This window comes from Shewanella sp. MF05956, from assembly GCF_059758055.1.
On the sequence record NZ_JCAYNV010000012.1, the window covers coordinates 171713 to 190002 of the forward strand.

The window sequence follows — 18290 nt, forward strand, 5'->3', positions numbered from 1 at the left end:
CAATTACATGCGGAACACCCCAAAGCGGGTGTCTTCAATAGGAGCATTTAATGCTGCTGATAAGGCTAAGCCAACCACGTCACGCGTTTGTGCTGGATCAATAATGCCATCATCCCAAAGTCGCGCACTGGCATGATACGGATGACCTTCTTTTTCGTATTGATCAACAATGGGTTTACGGAAGGCTTGCTCATCTTCTGCCGACCATTCAACGCCTTTACGGGCTAAACCATCGCGGCGCACTGTCGCTAATACGCCAGCAGCTTGTTCGCCACCCATGACCGAAATACGCGCGTTAGGCCACATCCACATCATAGTCGGTTCAAATGCGCGGCCACACATACCGTAGTTACCCGCGCCATAACTGCCACCGATAATGACGGTAAATTTAGGCACATTAGCACAAGACACTGCAGTCACCATTTTGGCGCCATGTTTGGCAATGCCTTCGTGTTCGTACTTTTTACCTACCATAAAGCCGGTAATATTTTGCAGGAATAACAGCGGGATTTTACGTTGGCAACACAGTTCTATGAAGTGAGCACCTTTTTGCGCAGACTCTGAAAATAAGATGCCGTTATTGGCGACAATACCAACAGGGTAACCGTGAATACGCGCAAAACCACATACTAGGGTTGCGCCGTAGTTGGCTTTAAATTCGTCAAAGTCAGAGTCATCAACCACGCGGGCAATCACTTCTTTTACATCAAACGGCTTTTTAAGATCGGTACCGACAATGCCGTACAATTCATGGATGTCGAATTGTGGTGGTTTGACTGGGCTTAATAAGCTTTTGATTTCTTTTTGATGGTTTAGACGCAGTACTGCACGGCGAGCAAGCTCAAGCGCGTGGTCGTCATTTTGTGCTAAATGATCGGCAACACCGGATATTTTAGTGTGAACTTCTGCACCGCCAAGTTCTTCTGCACTGACTTCTTCACCTGTCGCTGCTTTCACTAAAGGAGGACCAGCTAAAAAGATGGTGCCTTGATCTTTAACAATAATAGACTCATCGGCCATTGCAGGCACATAAGCACCGCCTGCGGTACATAAGCCCATCACCACGGCAATTTGTGGAATGCCTTTGGCTGACATTTGCGCTTGGTTATAGAAAATTCGGCCGAAATGATCGCGGTCTGGAAACACTTCATCTTGACGGGGTAAATTCGCGCCGCCTGAATCGACTAGGTAGATACACGGTAAGTGGCAACGGCTAGCAATATCTTGCGCACGCAAATGCTTTTTAACGGTAATAGGGTAGTAAGTGCCGCCTTTTACGGTGGCATCGTTAGCGATAATCATGCACTCAACACCGCTGACGCGGCCAATACCTGCAATCACGCCAGCGGCTGGAACTTCTTCGTCATAGACTTCGTAAGCAGCAAATTGCGATATTTCTAAGAAAGGTGAACCTGGGTCGAGTAGTTTTTCAACCCGCTGGCGCGGCAATAATTTACCACGAGATAAATGGCGTTCTAATGCCACAGGGCCGCCACCTTGTTCGATTTTTTTTAGTTTTTGTTGAAGATCATCGACCAATAACGCCATGCTGTCTGACTTGGCTTTAAATTCGTCACTGCGAGGATTGATACGGCTGCTCAGTTGCGTCATTTCTATATCCTTAATGAAGCAAAAAATAGGGGGCTTGATTAAGGCGACATGACATGCTTGATATGCCGCCTTCGTACTGAAATGTTGGTTACTTTGACTCGTTAAACAATTCGCGACCAATTAACATGCGGCGAATTTCTGAGGTGCCTGCACCAATTTCGTAAAGCTTAGCATCACGCAATAAACGGCCTGTGGCGTATTCGTTGACATAGCCATTACCGCCGAGTAATTGAATCGCATCTAAAGCCATTTTAGTGGCAAGTTCTGCACTGTATAAAATCGCGCCAGCGGCATCTTTGCGGGTGGTTTCACCACGGTCACAAGATTTAGCCACACTGTAAACATATGAGCGTGCAGCATTCATACCTGTGTACATATCGGCTAACTTGCCTTGCACTAGTTGGAATTGACCAATGGATTGACCAAACTGTTCACGTTCATGAACGTAAGGCACCACGATGTCCATACAGGCAGACATAATGCCTAATGGACCGCCAGATAAGACGACGCGTTCATAATCAAGGCCGCTCATCAGCACTTTTACGCCATTGTTTAGGCCGCCTAAGATGTTTTCTTCTGGTACTTCACAGTCTTCAAACACCAATTCACAAGTGTTCGATCCGCGCATACCTAGCTTGTCGAGTTTTTGTGCCTGGCTAAATCCTTTCGATCCACGCTCAACGATAAATGCGGTAATGCCATGAGCACCTTTTTCTATGTCGGTTTTGGCGTAAATCACATAAGTGTGGGCATCAGGGCCGTTAGTGATCCACATTTTATTGCCGTTAAGGATGTAACGATCGCCTTCTTTGCGTGCGTTTAGCTTCATTGACACTACATCCGAACCCGCGTTGGGTTCGCTCATGGCAAGGGCACCAATGTGTTCGCCACTGACTAGCTTTGGTAAGTATTTAGCTTTTTGCGCATCATTACCGTTACGGTTAATTTGGTTGACACATAAGTTTGAGTGAGCACCATAACTTAACCCAATAGAGGCTGATGCGCGGGAGATTTCTTCCATTGCGACAACGTGAGCAAGATAGCCCATGTTGGCCCCGCCATATTGCTCATCAACAGTGACACCTAATAAACCCATATCGCCAAGTACTGGCCACAATTGATTAGGAAAGGCATTGTCGATATCGACTTGGGCAGCCATAGGGGCAATTTCGTTAGCGGCAAAACCACGCACTGCATCACGTAACATATCTACATCTTCACCTAAACCGAAATTTAAACTGGTATATAAATCGCTCATTTGTATGTGTCCTGTTGAATTTTATTATCGTCTGGCAAAATATTGGCTGCCAACGCGTTATGGATGCGTTTTTGGCAGTGGGTTAAATGTTGGCCGAATTGAGTCAGCCATTTGTTATTGTTTGATTATTTGTTTTTCTTAGCTGAATTATCTTCTAATGCCGCTTTACATTGCTGTTCAGCTGAATTGAGCTCCATTAACACGACTTTAATGTCGTCCATTTGCTGCTGTAGAGACGATTTTTTCTCGTTAACCAAATCAAGCATAGTTTGTAGTTGAGTTGAGCTGCTTTTATCTGCGTCGTAAAGTTCAAATAAACGTCGTGTTTCTGCTAACGAAAATCCAAGGCGTTTGCCGCGAAGAATGAGCTTTAATCGAACGCGGTCTTTTAAGCTGTAAATGCGAGTTTGCCCACGACGCTTAGGTTTAATCAAGCCTTGGTCTTCGTAAAAACGAATACTGCGGGTGGTGATATCAAATTCTTTTGATAAGTCACTGATTGAATATGTTGATTGAGGGATGTGGATTGTGCTCATCATGTCACCAAAAGTGCTTCTTTTAATGCAAGATATATGAAGTTTACGTAAAGGTAAAGTTTGCGGGGTGTTTTTTGGCTATTTGTGGCGTTCAATAGTGTTAAATTTGCTTGCCAGTTACGAACGTATTATACATTAAGTATCTGTTATGTTTTGATTTTTGTCTCAGTAGGAAGTTTACTGTTGAATGTTAAACACTTGATTGAAACTAAAGGTTTTTTCAAGGATTGACTTGGCTATTATCCCTTTGTCTAATAGGGCTATTTAATGAATTCTGCTCATAATCATTACAATACAAGCTAATTAATGGAGAGCAATATGGCTGATTTAGGACTATCAATGCACGCACAATCGATAGCCGAGCCCGATGTCTTTTGGCAACAAGCTGCAGAGGCTATTAGTTGGGACGTCGCACCCAAGACAGTGTTAGACGACAGTAACAAGCCTTTTTATCGCTGGTTTGCTGATGGCAAAATGAATACCTGTTTTAATGCCGTTGACCGCCATGTACTTGCTGGCCGAGGTGAACAAACAGCGATTCATTATATTAGCCCTGTTACCCAAAACGAATATTCTATTAGCTATGACTCTGTATTAGCTCAAGTTAAACGCCTTGCAGGATTAATGACATCATTGGGTGTGACCAAGGGCGATCGCGTTGTCATTTACATGCCTATGGTGCCAGAAACCGCTTATGCCATGCTGGCGTGTGCGCGAATAGGTGCGATTCACTCTGTGGTGTTTGGTGGTTTTGCCGCCAATGAATTATCGACTCGTATTAACGATGCTAAACCGACATTAATTTTATCTGCCTCGTGCGGTATTGAGCCTTCAGGCGTAGTGCCTTATAAGCCTTTATTAGATGACGCTTTGTCTCAAGCAAAGCATAAAGTAGAACATTGCATTATTTTAAATCGAACTGAATATCAGGCTGAGCTACACGCACCCCGTGATGTCGATTGGTATGAAGCATTAATAGATGCGCCAGATGCCGATTGTGTTGCCCTTGATGCTACAGACCCTCTGTACGTGCTCTATACCTCGGGAACAACAGGGCAACCTAAAGGCGTTGTTCGTGATAATGGTGGTCATGCTGTTGCCTTAGCATGGTCAATGAAGCACATCTATGATGTTGGTGTCGGTGATGTGTTTTGGGCTGCATCGGATGTGGGTTGGGTGGTAGGGCATTCATATATTGTTTATGGGCCATTGCTGGTGGGTGCGACGACCATAATGTACGAAGGGAAGCCTATTGGTACTCCCGATGCCGGTGCTTTTTGGCGTATTATCGAACAAAAGCAAGTGCGAAGCTTTTTTACCGCGCCGACGGCTATTCGTGCAATTAAGCGAGAAGATCCAGACGGTGAATTTATTAAACAGTTTGACTTATCTTGCCTGAAGCAGATGTACTTAGCTGGCGAGCGCTGCGATCCTGAAACTTTAAATTGGAGTCAGCAACATTTGGGCAAACCTGTTGTTGACCATTGGTGGCAAACAGAAACAGGCTGGCCAGTTGCCGCCAACTTAATGGGTACCGATCCCATTGAGATTAAAGCGGGATCACCCGCTAGAGCGGTTCCTGGGTATCAAGTAGAAATTCTTGATGCAATGGGAGAACAAGTGGCCACTAACGAAAGCGGAAATGTTGTGATTAAACAGCCCCTACCACCGGGTACGCTCACGACATTATGGCAAAATGATAAACGTTATATTGACAGTTACTTGTCGATGTACCCAGGTTATTACTTAACTGGAGATGCGGGTTATATTGATGAAGATGGCTATTTATACATTATGAGCCGTATTGATGACATTATTAATGTTGCCGGACACCGTTTATCAACGGGTCGTTTTGAAGAAGTATTGTGTCAACATCCTGCCGTTGCTGAGGCAGCGGTAATTGGCGTGCAAGATAAGCTTAAAGGCCAAGTGCCTCTGGGTTTAGTGGTGCTTAAAAATGGCGTGACGTTATCCGATGATATGCTTTATAAAGAGTTGCTTGCATTAGTACGTCATGAAATTGGCCCCGTCGCGTCGTTTAGATTAGTCAGTGCAGTACAAAAGCTGCCTAAAACGCGTTCGGGTAAAATTTTGCGAGCGACCATGCGTAAGATTGCTGATAACCAAGAATACACCATGCCAGCCACGATTGAAGATCCGCAAACCTTGGATATTGTTCGCAATGCGCTGACAAAAATGGGCTATGCCAATGCGTTAACGTCTGAGTTAACCAAGGTATAAATCATTTTGTAACACAAAAAAGCCATTTTTCACGCTAAAAGTAAAACCATAAAAGCCGAGTGTTTTTATGGTTTTTTCTATTGTGACAAGATGTTACCTTCAATTAAACAGATTGGGCTTACTTTGTAAAAAACAGCGTTTCCGCGTTTTGTGACTGGTAATTTAGTTACAAGAATCGCTATAATTGCCACCCAAATGGATTCGCACTACGCGATTAATCTCTGTGACCTGTGGAAACATACACTATGAATAACCACACCCAACAATCTCACGTCGGCGTTATTGGCCTTGGTGTGATGGGCAAGAACCTTGCACTAAACATCGCGGATAACGGCTATCATGTTGCTGTTTTTGATTTAGATACCCAAAAAGTCAATGCCGCAATCTCACAAGAAGAAAGTGAACGAAAAGCGGGCGTCGCGGTACGTATGCAAGCCTGTAATAATCTTTCAGAAATGCTCGAAAATCTGGTTGAACCACGCGTTATCGTCTTATCTGTTCCAGCTGGCGCGCCAGTTGATGGTGTCTGTAAATCATTAATTGAAGCGGGTATTGAAGCGAAAGATATTGTAATTGATACGGGTAACAGTTTATGGACTGATACTGTTGCGCGTGAAGCGCAGTATAAAGGTCAGTTTACCTTTTTTAGTTCAGCTGTTTCTGGTGGTGAAGTTGGCGCACGTTTTGGGCCTTCATTAATGCCAAGTGGTGATGAAAATGCCTGGCGTTATGTTGAGCCCATTTGGAAAGCCATTGCCGCTAAAGTGGATCCTGAAACGGGTTTGCCTATTGAGCGTTTTGAGCCTGGTAATCCGGTCACTGAAGGTGAGCCTTGCACCACCTATATCGGCCCTGCGGGCTCAGGCCATTACGTTAAAATGGTTCATAACGGCATTGAATATGCGGATATGCAGCTTATTTGTGAAGCTTATCAATTACTCAGTGACGGCTTAGGCATGTCAGCTCATGAGATTGGTGATGTGTTTAATACCTGGAATAAAGGTATTCTTAACAGTTATCTGATGGGAATTAGCGCTGAAGTTTTACAACAAGATGACCCCTTAACCGGTAAGCCGTTAGTTGAAATGATTTTAGATAAAGCAGGCCAAAAAGGCACTGGTTTATGGACCGCGGTAAGCAGTTTACAAATTGGTTGCCCCGCACCAACGATTGCAGAAGCTGTTTATGCTCGTGCTGTTAGCACCCAGAAAACCTTGCGCATGCAGTTAAGTTCCAAGTTAGCCGGCCCAGCACCTGTGGCATTTAATGATGCCGAAAAAGCAGAGTTTATTGCTAACCTTGAAGATGCTTTATATTGCGCTAAAGTGTGTTGCTATGCCCAAGGCTTCCAGCTGATGGCAATGGCAGCAAAAGAGCAAAGTTGGACGTTAGATTTTGCTGAAATTGCTAAGATTTGGCGTGCGGGTTGTATTATTAGAGCGACCTTCTTACAGTCAATCACACAGGCTTATCAAGAAGATGCAAACCTTGCTAACTTGTTGATGGCTGAAACTTTTAGCCAAACATTGTCGCAAAAACACCTTAATTGGCGTAAAACTGTTGCAGCATCGGTTATGCAGGGTATTCCTGCACCGTGTATTAGTTCTGCAATTGCTTATTATGACAGTTACCGCTGCGAGACATTACCGGCAAACTTGTTACAAGGTCAGCGTGACTTTTTTGGATCGCACACGTTTGAGCGTACCGATAAGCCAGCAGGTGAGAAATACCATTTAGATTGGAGCGCCAAACAGCGCACATTAGCTAAAGTGTAGGCTGGTTGAGCAATAAAAAAGGCGTCTCATTGTATGAGGCGCCTTTTTTCTTTCTGCTGTTTATGGTGTTTGTTAATAACTGGCCCTAGGGTTAACGCTATCAACGTAAAGAAAAGAATAAACCCACACTAAACAGTACACTGAATATCATCGTTAGCTTGGCTGTTTGCCCAAGTATTGGATTAAGTGCTTCACCCGAGTTGTTATGGAACTCTCGGCTTAAATTGCGGGCAATGACTAAGGACACGCCAGCCAGTAATACCGGTAAACCATCGAGTGAGCCTAATAAAAAACCCGCAATAATGATCCCAAAGGGTAAGTATACAAAGCTTTGATATAAAACCTTTGCTTGTGCTTCGCCAATGCGCACCGCAAGGGTATTTTTACCCGCTTTGGTGTCGGTTGTAATATCTCGGGTGTTATTCACCAGCATGATAGCAGCATTAAAAAAGCCGATAGCACAGCCGAGTAACCAAGATGTCATCGTGGTTGTGCCTGCTTGTAAATAATAACTTCCTACAACAGCGACTAGACCAAAAAAGACAAATGCGGCTATTTCACCTAATCCGTGAGAAGCTAGCGGGTAAGGGCCACCACTGTAACAAAGTGCACCCAAAATAGAGGCAGCAGCTAAGATAGCAATCGGCCAGCCGCCATGCACAATCAATAGAGAACCAACAATTAATGCCGTTAACAAGCAGCCTATCATGGCATTTCGGACATGATGTGGCGCTATCATGCCGCTTTGGGTGACACGAACAGGCCCAATACGCTCTTCGGTATCGATGCCATTTTTAAAGTCGAAGTAATCGTTGGCTAAATTAACCGATATTTGCAGTAAAACAGCGCATAACATTGAGGTAAATGCGATGAGTAAGCTAAATTGACTCAAGCCAATAGCGAGCATATTTCCCACAAGTAATGGACCAATAGCGGCGGGTAATGTGCGTGGGCGAATAGCCATAAACCATGATTGCATAGAACTAGATTGCATAATATTGTGATACACAGAGTCGATTAGCCTTGTCTAATATCATATCAAATATTCAATTAGGGTGCTGATATGAATCTTTGCGTTATATCACTATTTTACCAATTGCTTTCAGATGACGTTTATTCAACTGTTTAACAACAAATAAGCTAGAAAACGTAAGCTTAACTAAGGTAACCTTAACGCGTTAATTTTTGTTGTATAGAAGGTATTATGAGTCAGGTATTAAACGATTTATTGTCATTATTATCACTAGAAAAACTTGAAGATGGTTTGTTTCGCGGCCAAAGCCAAGATTTAGGGTTTGGCCATGTTTTTGGTGGCCAGGTGATGGGGCAAGCGTTAAGTGCGGCAAAACAGACTGTTAGCGCAGACCGACATGTACATTCTTTACATTCTTACTTTTTGCGCGCAGGCGATGAAAAGCAACCTATCGTTTATGACGTTGAGAATATGCGCGACGGTGGCAGTTTTAGTGCTCGCCGGGTTAAAGCAATACAAAAAGGTCGGCCAATATTTTACATGACCTGTTCGTTTCAAAAGTATGAAGAAGGTTTTGAGCATCAAGCTCAAATGCCAGATGTTCCCGGCCCAGAAGGATTGTTGAACCAGCAAGAGCTGGCCATGACCATGCGTGATAAAGTGCCGAAACAAATGCTTGAAAAGTTTATGGCGGATTCACCCATTGAAATGCGCCTTGTGAACCCGATTAACCCGCTAGCACCTGGTACGAATGAGCCTAAGCGTTATGTGTGGTTACGGGCAAATGGACAAGTGCCGAGTAATCATAATATTCAAGAATATTTGTTGGCGTATGCATCAGACTTTAATTTTTTAGTGACCGCGGCTCAGCCTCACAGTGTGTCAGTGTTAACACCTGGAATGCGCTTAGCGACAATCGATCATGCTATGTGGTTCCATAGGCCATTTAATATGGGGGAGTGGTTGCTCTATAGCATTGAAAGCCCTAATGCGGGCGGCGGACGAGGCTTTGTGACAGGCCAGTTTTTTGATAGACAAGGGCGTCTTGTTGCTTCGGCCACACAAGAAGGTTTGTTAAGAATGACGACTAAGCAAAATGACGAGTAAGGACACTGTTATGCTGAAATTAATTCCATGGCTTAAGTTGAGCGTTTTTGCGCTACTGAGTGTGATGCTGAGTGCGTGTGTGACTGTAGAGCCTCCTAAACCTGTAATCGTGAATGGCTATGCTGGTTATTTAGAAAAAATTGCCTTGCCACAAGGTTGTAAAATTAATATCGCGATAATTGATTTTAATCGCCCTGGGGTGATTATTTCTCAGAAAAACTTTGATGTGGCCAGAGCGCCAGTGCCGTTTAAATTTATTTTGCCTGCTGAACTCATCAGTAGCGGCGTAGATTATGGCGTGGTGGCGATGATTACTTACAATGGAAAAGCCATTTTTCAAACCTATGATAAGTATCGTGTGATCAATAACGATAAGTACACCACCGAAGTATTGATGAAGCGCGTTAAATAACATATTAAATTACCGACTTCACAAACTTACCTATCCGTCATTGATCTCTATCTGTGACGGGTAATAATCTGTTTTCTCTCCTAATGTGCTGTTTAGGTTGCTTATGACAGAGTTAGCGCCAACTTATCGTTCACATGCACAAACCCGCTTAATTTGGGCATTGTGTATTGCTTCTGTAGTGATTTACATTAATTTGTACACAGTGCAAGGCATGCTGCCCTCTATTGCTGAGCATTTTGACGTGTCTGGCGCCAAGGCGACATTAGTGTTGTCAGTAACCAGTTTTACACTTGCCTTTTCGTTATTGTTTTATGCTGTGTTGTCTGATCGGATAGGCCGCTTAGCGCCTATTGTGGTGAGCTTGTGGCTACTCGCTGCCTCGAATATATTATTGATTTTTGCCGAAACATTCGATGAATTAGTGTGGGTGCGGTTACTGCAAGGAGTGTTGCTAGCCGCGGTCCCTGCGATTTCGATGGCGTATTTCAAAGAGCAATTAGCCCCTAACTTTATGCTAAAAGCGGCAGCTGTTTACATTATGGCCAATAGCATGGGCGGCATTTTCGGGCGGATTTTTGGTGGCCTAATGGCGCAAAATTTATCGTGGCAATCGTCTATGGGCTTGGTGTTTTTGGTGACATTAATGGGGGTGGCATTGGTAACGTATTTATTGCCGCGTAAAGAAATAAAGCCTCCAGTGGTAAAGCAAAAAGTCTCTTTGATGCATAAAATAAAGCAAGACATAAATGGCTTTATGTTTCATCTGTCAGACTCTCAGATGCGGCTTGCTTATGCCATTGGTGGCTTAGCATTTATGATGATGGTGAATCAATTTAGCTTTATTCAGCTGCACATCATGGCCGAACCCTATGGGTTAAGTCGCTTTAATGCGACATTGATTTTTTTATGTTATTCAAGTGGCACCTTTGCTTCATACTTATCTGCAAAATGGATTATGCGCTATGGCTCTATGCCATTATTTAGAGTGGCGTTATGTTTAATGGTCTTGGGTACATTGTTGACTCTGGTTGATACATTGGTTGCAATTGTGGTGGGCTTTTTGATCAGTGCTTGCGGATTTTTCTTAACTCATAGTTGTTGTAATTCGTTTGTGGCAATCCGTGCAACCAGCCATCGAGCTAAGGCAACATCGCTATATTTATGTTGCTACTATCTTGGTGCATCTCTGGGAGGGCCTTATTTAATGCTATTTTGGCATGAAGCTGAATGGAATGGAGTGGTTGTAGGATCGATGAGTCTTTTAACACTGCTTCTAGTGGCTATCTGGCGTTTAGGGATACATCAACAACAGGTTGTTGATGTATCCAAAGCCAGTTAACTCTCGATAAATTGTTTACGGTCAAGATCAAACTTACGCATTTTGTCATATAAGGTTTTACGCGGTAATTCGAGCTGTTCCATCGTTAATTTTATACTGCCTTTATTGTGACTGAGGGCTTCTTCAATCAAGAGGCGCTCAAAAAACTCAACTCGTTGCTGTAATGACATACTGGTGTGCATTGTGGTGTGACTATCTAAATTGCCTGCAAAAGCAGCCTCAGCACCCAATAGTACATAACGTTCAGCTAGGTTGCGTAGCTCGCGAACATTTCCCGGCCAGTCATGCGAAGTCAGCACCATGGTTTGTTGTGGTGTTAAGGCGATTAACGCTTTGTGGTATCGCGCGGATGCAATGCGAGCAAAATGTAAAAACAATAACGGAATGTCTTCTAGGCGCTCTCGCAGTGGCGGGATAACAATAGTGACAAGGTTAAGACGATAGAGTAAATCTTGTCTAAATTGCCCTTGTTCACATAACTGTTGCAGGTTTAACTTGGTGGCGGCAATGACCCGAATGTCTAAATCGATTGGTGTGTTAGAGCCTAAGCGTTCGACTTTGCGGTCTTCCAATACTCTGAGCAATTTAACCTGCAAAGACATCGGTGTGCTTTCTATTTCATCTAAAAATAATGTGCCGCCATTAGCATATTCAAATTTACCAATACGACGTTTATCGATGCCGGTAAATGCCCCTGATTCGGCGCCAAAGAGTTCACTTTCTATTAGGTTTTCTGGGATCGCACCGCAATTAATGGCAACAAAGTTGGCTTTGTTTCGGTAGCTATGGTCATGTAAATAACGAGCAACCAACTCTTTGCCTGCACCGGTTTCACCCTCGAGCATGATGTCGGCTGGTGTGTCGAGCACCTGGTCGATGAGGTGACGCATTTTCATTACGCCTGGGCTGCTGCCTAAAATGCGTGGCCCAGGAGCGATATGAGATTCAAGCTCTCGTTTTAATTTACGGTTTTCTAAGGTTAACGATCGCTTGTCTAATGCGCGCTTGGTCACATCAAGAATATGTTCATTGTTAAAGGGTTTTTCAATAAAGTCGTAGGCGCCTTTTTTTAATGCATCAACTGCCATAGCAATGTCGCCAAAGCCGGTTAACAATACAACAGGAAGGTCATTATCTTGCTTTTTTAGCTGTTGAAGCAGGCTTAAACCATCGAGTTGCGGCATATTAACGTCTGAGATAACAATACCGGCCCAGTTGGGCGTAATGTAGCGCGCGATGGTTTGTGGGTCGGTAATGGCAAGAGCACTGATGTTTTCAAGTTTAAATAACTGTTGTAATACGGTACCGATATGGGGTTCATCATCAACAATAATGACTTGATAGTCGTTGATGTCTTGTATTTGGGTCACGTTTACACTTCCTCACGTAAATAAAGCGGTAAGATAATATGAAAAATTGCACCGCCTTGTTGTGCATTTTCGACCGTGATTGAACCTTGCATTGATTCAATGATTCGCTGAGAAATGGACAAGCCTAACCCAAGCCCTTGGCGCTCACTGGTGGTGTAGTAAGGTTCAAAAATTTTACTCATTTGGCTTTCTCTCACACCAGGACCGCTGTCTTGAATGCTAATGTTCACTTTGGTGTCGCAGTACACCTCAATGTGTAAATGCCGGTCTTTTGACTGCTGCATGGCAACAATAGCATTACTCATTAAGTTAACTAACACTTGTTGTAATCTGACACTGTCGCCCCATATTTGGCATTTTCCTTTCAACAGTGTTAACGATAACTTAATACCTTGTTTGTCCATTTCTGGTTGCACAATCGTAATAGCTTGTTCAATTGATTGACTGATCTCAGTGGCATTGTCTTTACCTTGAGACTTGCGAGTAAAGCTTTTAAATTGACCAATGATATCGGCTAACCTGTCAGTCAGTTCTATCATTATTTTGATATTACTGCTGGCATCATCAATCATATTTCGGCCAATAAACGTTTGGGTGTTTTGCGCATAACTTCTCAATGCTGCCAGCGGTTGATTTAGCTCGTGGTTAATACTGGCCGATAAACTGCCAATGACAGTGAGTTTAGCGGCCTGTATGAGTTCATCTTGTGTGTCTTTTAGTTGAGTATTGGCTTGTTCTAATTCAAGCGTTCGCTCTTTGACACGCTGCTCTAGTTGATTCTGTGCTTGGCGCATTCTGTGAAGGTTTTTTCTGCGCTCTAAACTGTAAATAACAAATAAGGCAAACAACAAGTACAGGGTGGCCCCAAGCAGCATAATAGGAGGCAATGATTCATATAACGGCTTCATTGGCGCTAATATGTGTACATTCCAATTGGCGTTTGGCATCAATTGATGGCGTTCTAAGTATTTTTCTTTTCCTTCATAGAAAGATATTTGGTAGACCTGCGTGGTATTGGATCCGCCTAATGCAAAATCAGGCATAAAGCTCAGTTCACCAATAGGGCGATTAGCATAGCGTTTTGACGAGTTTAGTGCGAAACGTTTAGCTTGTGATAATGGCGTTAGAGAATTAAAGCGCCATCCGCTGACACTAGACAAAAACACGATATTGTCAGGGTCGCTGATCATAAATTCATATTGGCTTGCAATAGCAATGCCGCTGCTTTGTTGCTCAATCAAACTAATATCGACTTTGACGACAATAACGCCTAATACCACGCCCTTGTGATAAACCGGGTTAGCAAAATAAAACCCGCGTTTGTTCGATGATGTCCCTACGGCGTAATAGCGGCCTGACTTGCCTGAAATAGCCTCAATAAAATAAGGCCTGAAAGAATAATCGTGATTAACAAACGAGTTTGGTTGATCCCAATTACTCGCCGCAATGGCAACACCTAATGCATCGGTTAAATAAATATCAGACGATTCTGTGACTAATTGCAGCTCAGATAAGTAGGCATTGAGTTTGTCTATCGTTTTAGGATTTTGTTGGTCAAGTAGGCCTTGCTCTAAAATGGGGTTTTTGGCTAAAACGGCTGGAATGTTCTCGTAATGTGCCAACGCATTATCGATAAAGATAACCAATTCATTTATTTGTTTTTCGGACTGTTGCGCAATGTTTTTTGTGCCTTGATCGAGCAAATACCAATGAGTGATTTTAAGGGTCAATAATAACCCAATGATCAACAAGATGCTCATCAGTACATTACGCTTTTTGATAGTCGAGAATGAAAACATGCAAATTCCCAAGTGGCGATTCAGATTATTATAAATGGGGTTAAATAAAAACGAGCCTTAGTGATCTAAGGCTCGTCTATGATACGACAATTATCAAGTTAGTAGCCGTTTAATTTGTCGATGTATTCAGGTAAAAATAATGAAATTTGTGGAATGTAAGTAATTAATATCAAGAAACCAAGGAGTAAAACTAACCATGGCAAACATGACTGAATAACCCATCCCATACTTTTGCCCGTTATCCCTGCGGTGACAAACAGATTGAGCCCCACCGGCGGTGTCAGCATACCTATCTCCATGTTAACCACCATGATGATCCCTAAATGGATCGGGTCAATGCCTAACTGAGTTGCAATGGGGAACAAAATTGGCGCCATGATGAGCAAAATAGCAGATGGCTCCATAAAGTTACCCGCAGCCAACAGCAATAAGTTAACAATGATTAAAAAGCCCCATGCGGGTAAACCAAGGCCGACAATGGCTTCAGCAATAATGTGTGGGATACGTTCTGTTGTCAGAACATGAGCGAACAACATGGCGTTGGCAATAATAAACAACAACATAATGCTGACTTTAGCGCCATCACGCACTACATGACGGATCTCTTTATCTGCCGGGGTTTTGATTACCGCAAGTAACATATAACCCATATTACGTACCGAAGCGCCAATAATAGATTCACGCGGATTTCGCCATGCCACATTTTTAAGTGGCCCAATATCGCGATAACCAAATACTGCGATAAAGTATGCATATACACAGGCTACCGCGGCCGCTTCAGTAGGACTGGCAACACCACCGTAAATAGAACCAAGCACAATGAGAATGAGCGCTAATCCGCCCATTGCTTTAGCACTTGATATTGCGAGTGCTTTAACACCAGGGAAAGGGCGTGAAGGCAGTTTTTTAATGCGGGCCACAATATAGATGGCTATCATTAAAATACAGCCCATCATCAATCCAGGAATTAATCCTGCCATAAACATTCTGGCGGCTGATACTTCTGTTGCTGCAGCGTAAACGAGCATCACAATAGAAGGTGGAATTAAAATACCCAATGTGCCTGAAGTTGTGATAACACCCGCAGCAAACTTTTCTGGGTAACCTGCACGCACCATCCCGACAATCACAATAGAACCGATGGCGGCTACAGTTGCAGGAGATGAACCAGATACCGCCGCAAAGAGCATACAAGCCATAACGGATGCCATGGCCAAACCACCACGAATGTGGCCAACACTGTCCATTGCAAAGTCAATGATCCTCCGTGCAACACCACCGGTTGACAGAAACGCTGATGACAAAATAAAGAATGGAATTGCCAGTAAGGTGTAATGCTCAGATGTGGATTCGTAAAGTTTTAAAACAATAGAGGCAAGTGAGTCATTAGAGAATAATAAAATCGTCAGCATGCTTGAGAAGCCTAATGCAATCGCAATAGGCATACCAATCATCATGCAGATAAGCAGAGTGATAAATAACGTTGCGATAGTCATTATTTCGCGTCCTTATCATTTTTTTCTTGTTGTGCTAATGATGCCGAAATAGCTGCTTCGTCGATGAGGTGCATGCTATCTTTTGCTTCATCTGCCAGTTGAAAGCCCACAGCCTGATTTTTCAAAATGGCAATAAATAACTCAACAAAACGCCAGGTTAACATTGAAAAACCAATTAATAAGATGCTTTGAGACAACCAGATTGGCACCGCGCCATCTTCTACATCAATACGCAATGTTTCCCATGCATAATCAGGATCTAATTGATGAATAAACCAAGCTGGAAAATCGATATCTTCCATTGGAATACCAATTTGATACATTTGGCTTAAGTAATCCCATGAGCCCTTTAAAAACATTGCACAATATACAACGCAACATAAGCACGCAAAAATGGCCACAATTTTTTGAGGTTTGCCAGATAGCTTGGAAACAAACGCATCAACCCCAATGTGTGCACCCACTTTTACGCCATAAGACATCCCGAATAACACAAACCAACCGCATAAGGTCAGCGTCAGTTCTTGGATCCATAAAAAACCGGTATTAAAGAAAAAGCGAGCTATGACTTCGCCAAATACAAGTAGGGTCATCAAAGTGATGAGCAGGTTGAGAAAACCCTCTTCAAAATAACCAAATAGTCTCGATATCACGGTTATACTCCTCGAATAGAAAAGGATGGTACTGAAACATACTGGATTTCAGTACCACGTTAAGTATTAAGACTATTTCGTGTTTGCAGCTACGGCCGCATCAATCATGTCTTTACCGATTTGGCCTTCAAATTTAGCCCAAACTGGCTTCATAGCATTAACCCATTGCTGACGCTCAGCCTGGGTTAATGTCACTAACTTAGAGCGCTTAGAATCAATGATTGCCTGTCTGTCTTCATTGTCCTTTTCTGCTGCAATTTTATTACCAAGAGCAATTGCTTCATCAAGAGAGGTTTTAAATACAGCTCGTTTATCAGCTGAAAGGCCTTTCCAAAATGTATTTGATGAAACGACCATATAATCGAGTACGGCATGATTACTTTCAGTAATGTGGCTTTGCACTTCATAAAACTTCATTGAATACGTATTTGACCAAGTATTTTCCTGACCATCAATTGCACGAGTTTGTAGTAAGGTAAAGACTTCAGAGAAAGGTTTTTTAACTGGAATGGCACCTACAGCGTCAAACTGAGCGGCAATAACATCGGATGCCATAATGCGGAATTTTTTACCATTAGCATCTTTTGGTAGCGTAAGTGGGTCGTTAGCTGAAAATTGTTTCATACCGTTATGAAGGTAACCTAAGCCAACGACTCCTTTACGGTTCATTGAGTTGAGTAGCTTTTGGCCAGATTCAGATTGTTGAAAACGGTCAACGGCTGCCATGTCTTCAAACAAAAATGGCAAATCAAAGATTTGCAGTTTTTTGGTATAGCGTTCAAATTTAGATAATGAAGGGGCTACAAACTGTACGTCATTCAATAACAACGCGGCTAATTCATTATTGTCACCAAATAACTGTGAGTTAGGGAATACGTTAACAACATATTCACCAGGTAAACGTTGTTCGATTAATTCTTTAAACTTGAGTGCCATTTGCCCTTTAGGCGTATTTTCTGCCACAACATGTGAAAATTTAATTTCTATAGGCTCTGCAAATACATTAAAGCTCGCCGCAAGAATTGAGGCGATAGTTGCCAGTTTTGCTATTGATTTTAATGGGTGTGTAAAAGTACTTGTCGATTTTTTCATGAGGTTTAGCTTCCTTTTGTAGTGTTATATATTCCTCACGGAGGGCACATGTTCCCAGAACAAGTGAACCATAAACGCGTTATGAGGATGTATAAAACATAGCAAGCAGTGGGCCACAATGTTAATTATTTGTATCTTTATGAATTTGTTAGTTTTAATTTAATGTGAGTTATGCGGAAGCTATTTTGTGTGTGGATTGTCACACAGTAGACCTATTTTAATGGGTGGAAAGTCACACATTTAATTAGGATGTGATATGCAGGTTAGGATTGATATGAGTCATTAAAGTAAGGATATAAATAAAAGAGATAAAAAAACCACCTTTCGGTGGTTAATTTATTATGCACATACATGCATTAGGTACCAATTAAATGGTGGAGCTACACGGGATCGAACCGTGGACCTCTTCACTGCCAGCGAAGCGCTCTCCCAGCTGAGCTATAGCCCCAAATTCTAGTATTACTAAACTAAAATTTGAATAATATGGTATCCCATAGGGGATTCGAACCCCTGTTACCGCCGTGAAAGGGCGGTGTCCTAGGCCTCTAGACGAATGGGACACATTTGATACGTTATACTCTGTATCGAGTGAATACTCACTAATGTCTGTAGGCTAAACATTGGTGCT

General features: G+C 42.8%; 14 protein-coding genes and 2 tRNA genes. 5 read left to right on the top strand and 11 right to left on the bottom strand.

Features of this window, described 5'->3' with window-relative positions:
- Positions 1-3: 3 nt before the first annotated feature.
- From AC19MX_RS14620 to AC19MX_RS14630, 3 genes are all read right to left on the bottom strand, one after another.
- Complete coding sequence (locus tag AC19MX_RS14620) at positions 4-1611, bottom strand: carboxyl transferase domain-containing protein (protein ID WP_432401703.1); 1608 nt, start codon at positions 1609-1611, stop codon at positions 4-6.
- 88 nt (positions 1612-1699) lie between these two features.
- Complete coding sequence (locus tag AC19MX_RS14625; RefSeq protein WP_432401705.1) at positions 1700-2869, bottom strand: isovaleryl-CoA dehydrogenase; 1170 nt, start codon at positions 2867-2869, stop codon at positions 1700-1702.
- Positions 2870-2994: 125 nt separating this feature from the next.
- On the bottom strand, positions 2995-3405 hold the full coding sequence (locus AC19MX_RS14630) for a MerR family transcriptional regulator (protein WP_498299020.1): 411 nt from the start codon (positions 3403-3405) through the stop codon (positions 2995-2997).
- A gap of 318 nt (positions 3406-3723) precedes the next feature.
- On the opposite strand from AC19MX_RS14630, the gene AC19MX_RS14635 reads away from it, so the two are divergent.
- Both AC19MX_RS14635 and gnd read left to right on the top strand, forming a co-directional pair.
- On the top strand, positions 3724-5646 hold the full coding sequence (locus tag AC19MX_RS14635; RefSeq protein WP_432401707.1) for a propionyl-CoA synthetase: 1923 nt from the start codon (positions 3724-3726) through the stop codon (positions 5644-5646).
- A gap of 245 nt (positions 5647-5891) precedes the next feature.
- Positions 5892-7421, top strand: coding sequence for an NADP-dependent phosphogluconate dehydrogenase (gene gnd, locus AC19MX_RS14640; RefSeq protein WP_498299021.1), 1530 nt, complete (start codon positions 5892-5894; stop codon positions 7419-7421).
- Positions 7422-7521: 100 nt separating this feature from the next.
- On the opposite strand, the gene AC19MX_RS14645 is transcribed toward gnd, so the two are convergent.
- A complete protein-coding gene (locus AC19MX_RS14645; RefSeq protein ID WP_432401711.1) occupies positions 7522-8415 on the bottom strand; it encodes a 1,4-dihydroxy-2-naphthoate polyprenyltransferase in 894 nt (297 codons plus the stop codon).
- A gap of 210 nt (positions 8416-8625) precedes the next feature.
- Between AC19MX_RS14645 and tesB the strand changes: the two genes are divergently transcribed.
- The 3 genes from tesB (at position 8626) to AC19MX_RS14660 (ending at position 11252) form a co-directional block, all read left to right on the top strand.
- A complete protein-coding gene (tesB, locus tag AC19MX_RS14650; protein WP_498299023.1) occupies positions 8626-9501 on the top strand; it encodes an acyl-CoA thioesterase II in 876 nt (291 codons plus the stop codon).
- A gap of 10 nt (positions 9502-9511) precedes the next feature.
- On the top strand, positions 9512-9913 hold the full coding sequence (locus tag AC19MX_RS14655; RefSeq protein WP_498299025.1) for a YbaY family lipoprotein: 402 nt from the start codon (positions 9512-9514) through the stop codon (positions 9911-9913).
- A gap of 103 nt (positions 9914-10016) precedes the next feature.
- A complete protein-coding gene (locus tag AC19MX_RS14660) occupies positions 10017-11252 on the top strand; it encodes an MFS transporter (protein WP_498299027.1) in 1236 nt (411 codons plus the stop codon).
- On the opposite strand, the gene AC19MX_RS14665 is transcribed toward AC19MX_RS14660, so the two are convergent.
- From AC19MX_RS14665 to AC19MX_RS14695, 7 genes are all read right to left on the bottom strand, one after another.
- Positions 11249-12622, bottom strand: coding sequence for a sigma-54-dependent transcriptional regulator (locus AC19MX_RS14665; RefSeq protein WP_498299029.1), 1374 nt, complete (start codon positions 12620-12622; stop codon positions 11249-11251). The genes AC19MX_RS14660 and AC19MX_RS14665 overlap by 4 nt on opposite strands.
- A 2-nt stretch (positions 12623-12624) precedes the next feature.
- The gene (locus tag AC19MX_RS14670) at positions 12625-14421 is read right to left on the bottom strand and encodes a sensor histidine kinase (protein ID WP_498299031.1); all 1797 of its coding nucleotides are present in this window, start codon (positions 14419-14421) and stop codon (positions 12625-12627) included.
- 98 nt (positions 14422-14519) lie between these two features.
- A complete protein-coding gene (locus AC19MX_RS14675; protein ID WP_432401723.1) occupies positions 14520-15917 on the bottom strand; it encodes a TRAP transporter large permease in 1398 nt (465 codons plus the stop codon).
- A complete protein-coding gene (locus AC19MX_RS14680) occupies positions 15917-16570 on the bottom strand; it encodes a TRAP transporter small permease (RefSeq protein WP_160056887.1) in 654 nt (217 codons plus the stop codon). Before AC19MX_RS14680 ends, AC19MX_RS14675 begins: the two co-directional genes overlap by 1 nt.
- A 72-nt stretch (positions 16571-16642) precedes the next feature.
- Entirely contained in the window at positions 16643-17662 is a 1020-nt protein-coding gene (locus AC19MX_RS14685; RefSeq protein ID WP_432401727.1) for a TRAP transporter substrate-binding protein, read from the bottom strand.
- 372 nt (positions 17663-18034) lie between these two features.
- Positions 18035-18110, bottom strand: a tRNA-Ala gene (locus AC19MX_RS14690).
- Between the two features lie 36 nt (positions 18111-18146).
- Positions 18147-18222 (bottom strand) — tRNA-Glu (locus AC19MX_RS14695).
- Between the last annotated feature and the right edge of the window lie 68 nt (positions 18223-18290).

Coding starts and splice junctions, on each gene's coding strand:
- AC19MX_RS14620 (WP_432401703.1), bottom strand. CDS start 1,611: ATGACGCAACTGAGCAGCCGTATCAATCCTCGCAGTGACGAATTTAAA.
- AC19MX_RS14625 (WP_432401705.1), bottom strand. CDS start 2,869: ATGAGCGATTTATATACCAGTTTAAATTTCGGTTTAGGTGAAGATGTA.
- AC19MX_RS14630 (WP_498299020.1), bottom strand. CDS start 3,405: ATGAGCACAATCCACATCCCTCAATCAACATATTCAATCAGTGACTTA.
- AC19MX_RS14635 (WP_432401707.1), top strand. CDS start 3,724: ATGGCTGATTTAGGACTATCAATGCACGCACAATCGATAGCCGAGCCC.
- gnd (WP_498299021.1), top strand. CDS start 5,892: ATGAATAACCACACCCAACAATCTCACGTCGGCGTTATTGGCCTTGGT.
- AC19MX_RS14645 (WP_432401711.1), bottom strand. CDS start 8,415: ATGCAATCTAGTTCTATGCAATCATGGTTTATGGCTATTCGCCCACGC.
- tesB (WP_498299023.1), top strand. CDS start 8,626: ATGAGTCAGGTATTAAACGATTTATTGTCATTATTATCACTAGAAAAA.
- AC19MX_RS14655 (WP_498299025.1), top strand. CDS start 9,512: ATGCTGAAATTAATTCCATGGCTTAAGTTGAGCGTTTTTGCGCTACTG.
- AC19MX_RS14660 (WP_498299027.1), top strand. CDS start 10,017: ATGACAGAGTTAGCGCCAACTTATCGTTCACATGCACAAACCCGCTTA.
- AC19MX_RS14670 (WP_498299031.1), bottom strand. CDS start 14,421: ATGTTTTCATTCTCGACTATCAAAAAGCGTAATGTACTGATGAGCATC.
- AC19MX_RS14675 (WP_432401723.1), bottom strand. CDS start 15,917: ATGACTATCGCAACGTTATTTATCACTCTGCTTATCTGCATGATGATT.
- AC19MX_RS14685 (WP_432401727.1), bottom strand. CDS start 17,662: ATGAAAAAATCGACAAGTACTTTTACACACCCATTAAAATCAATAGCA.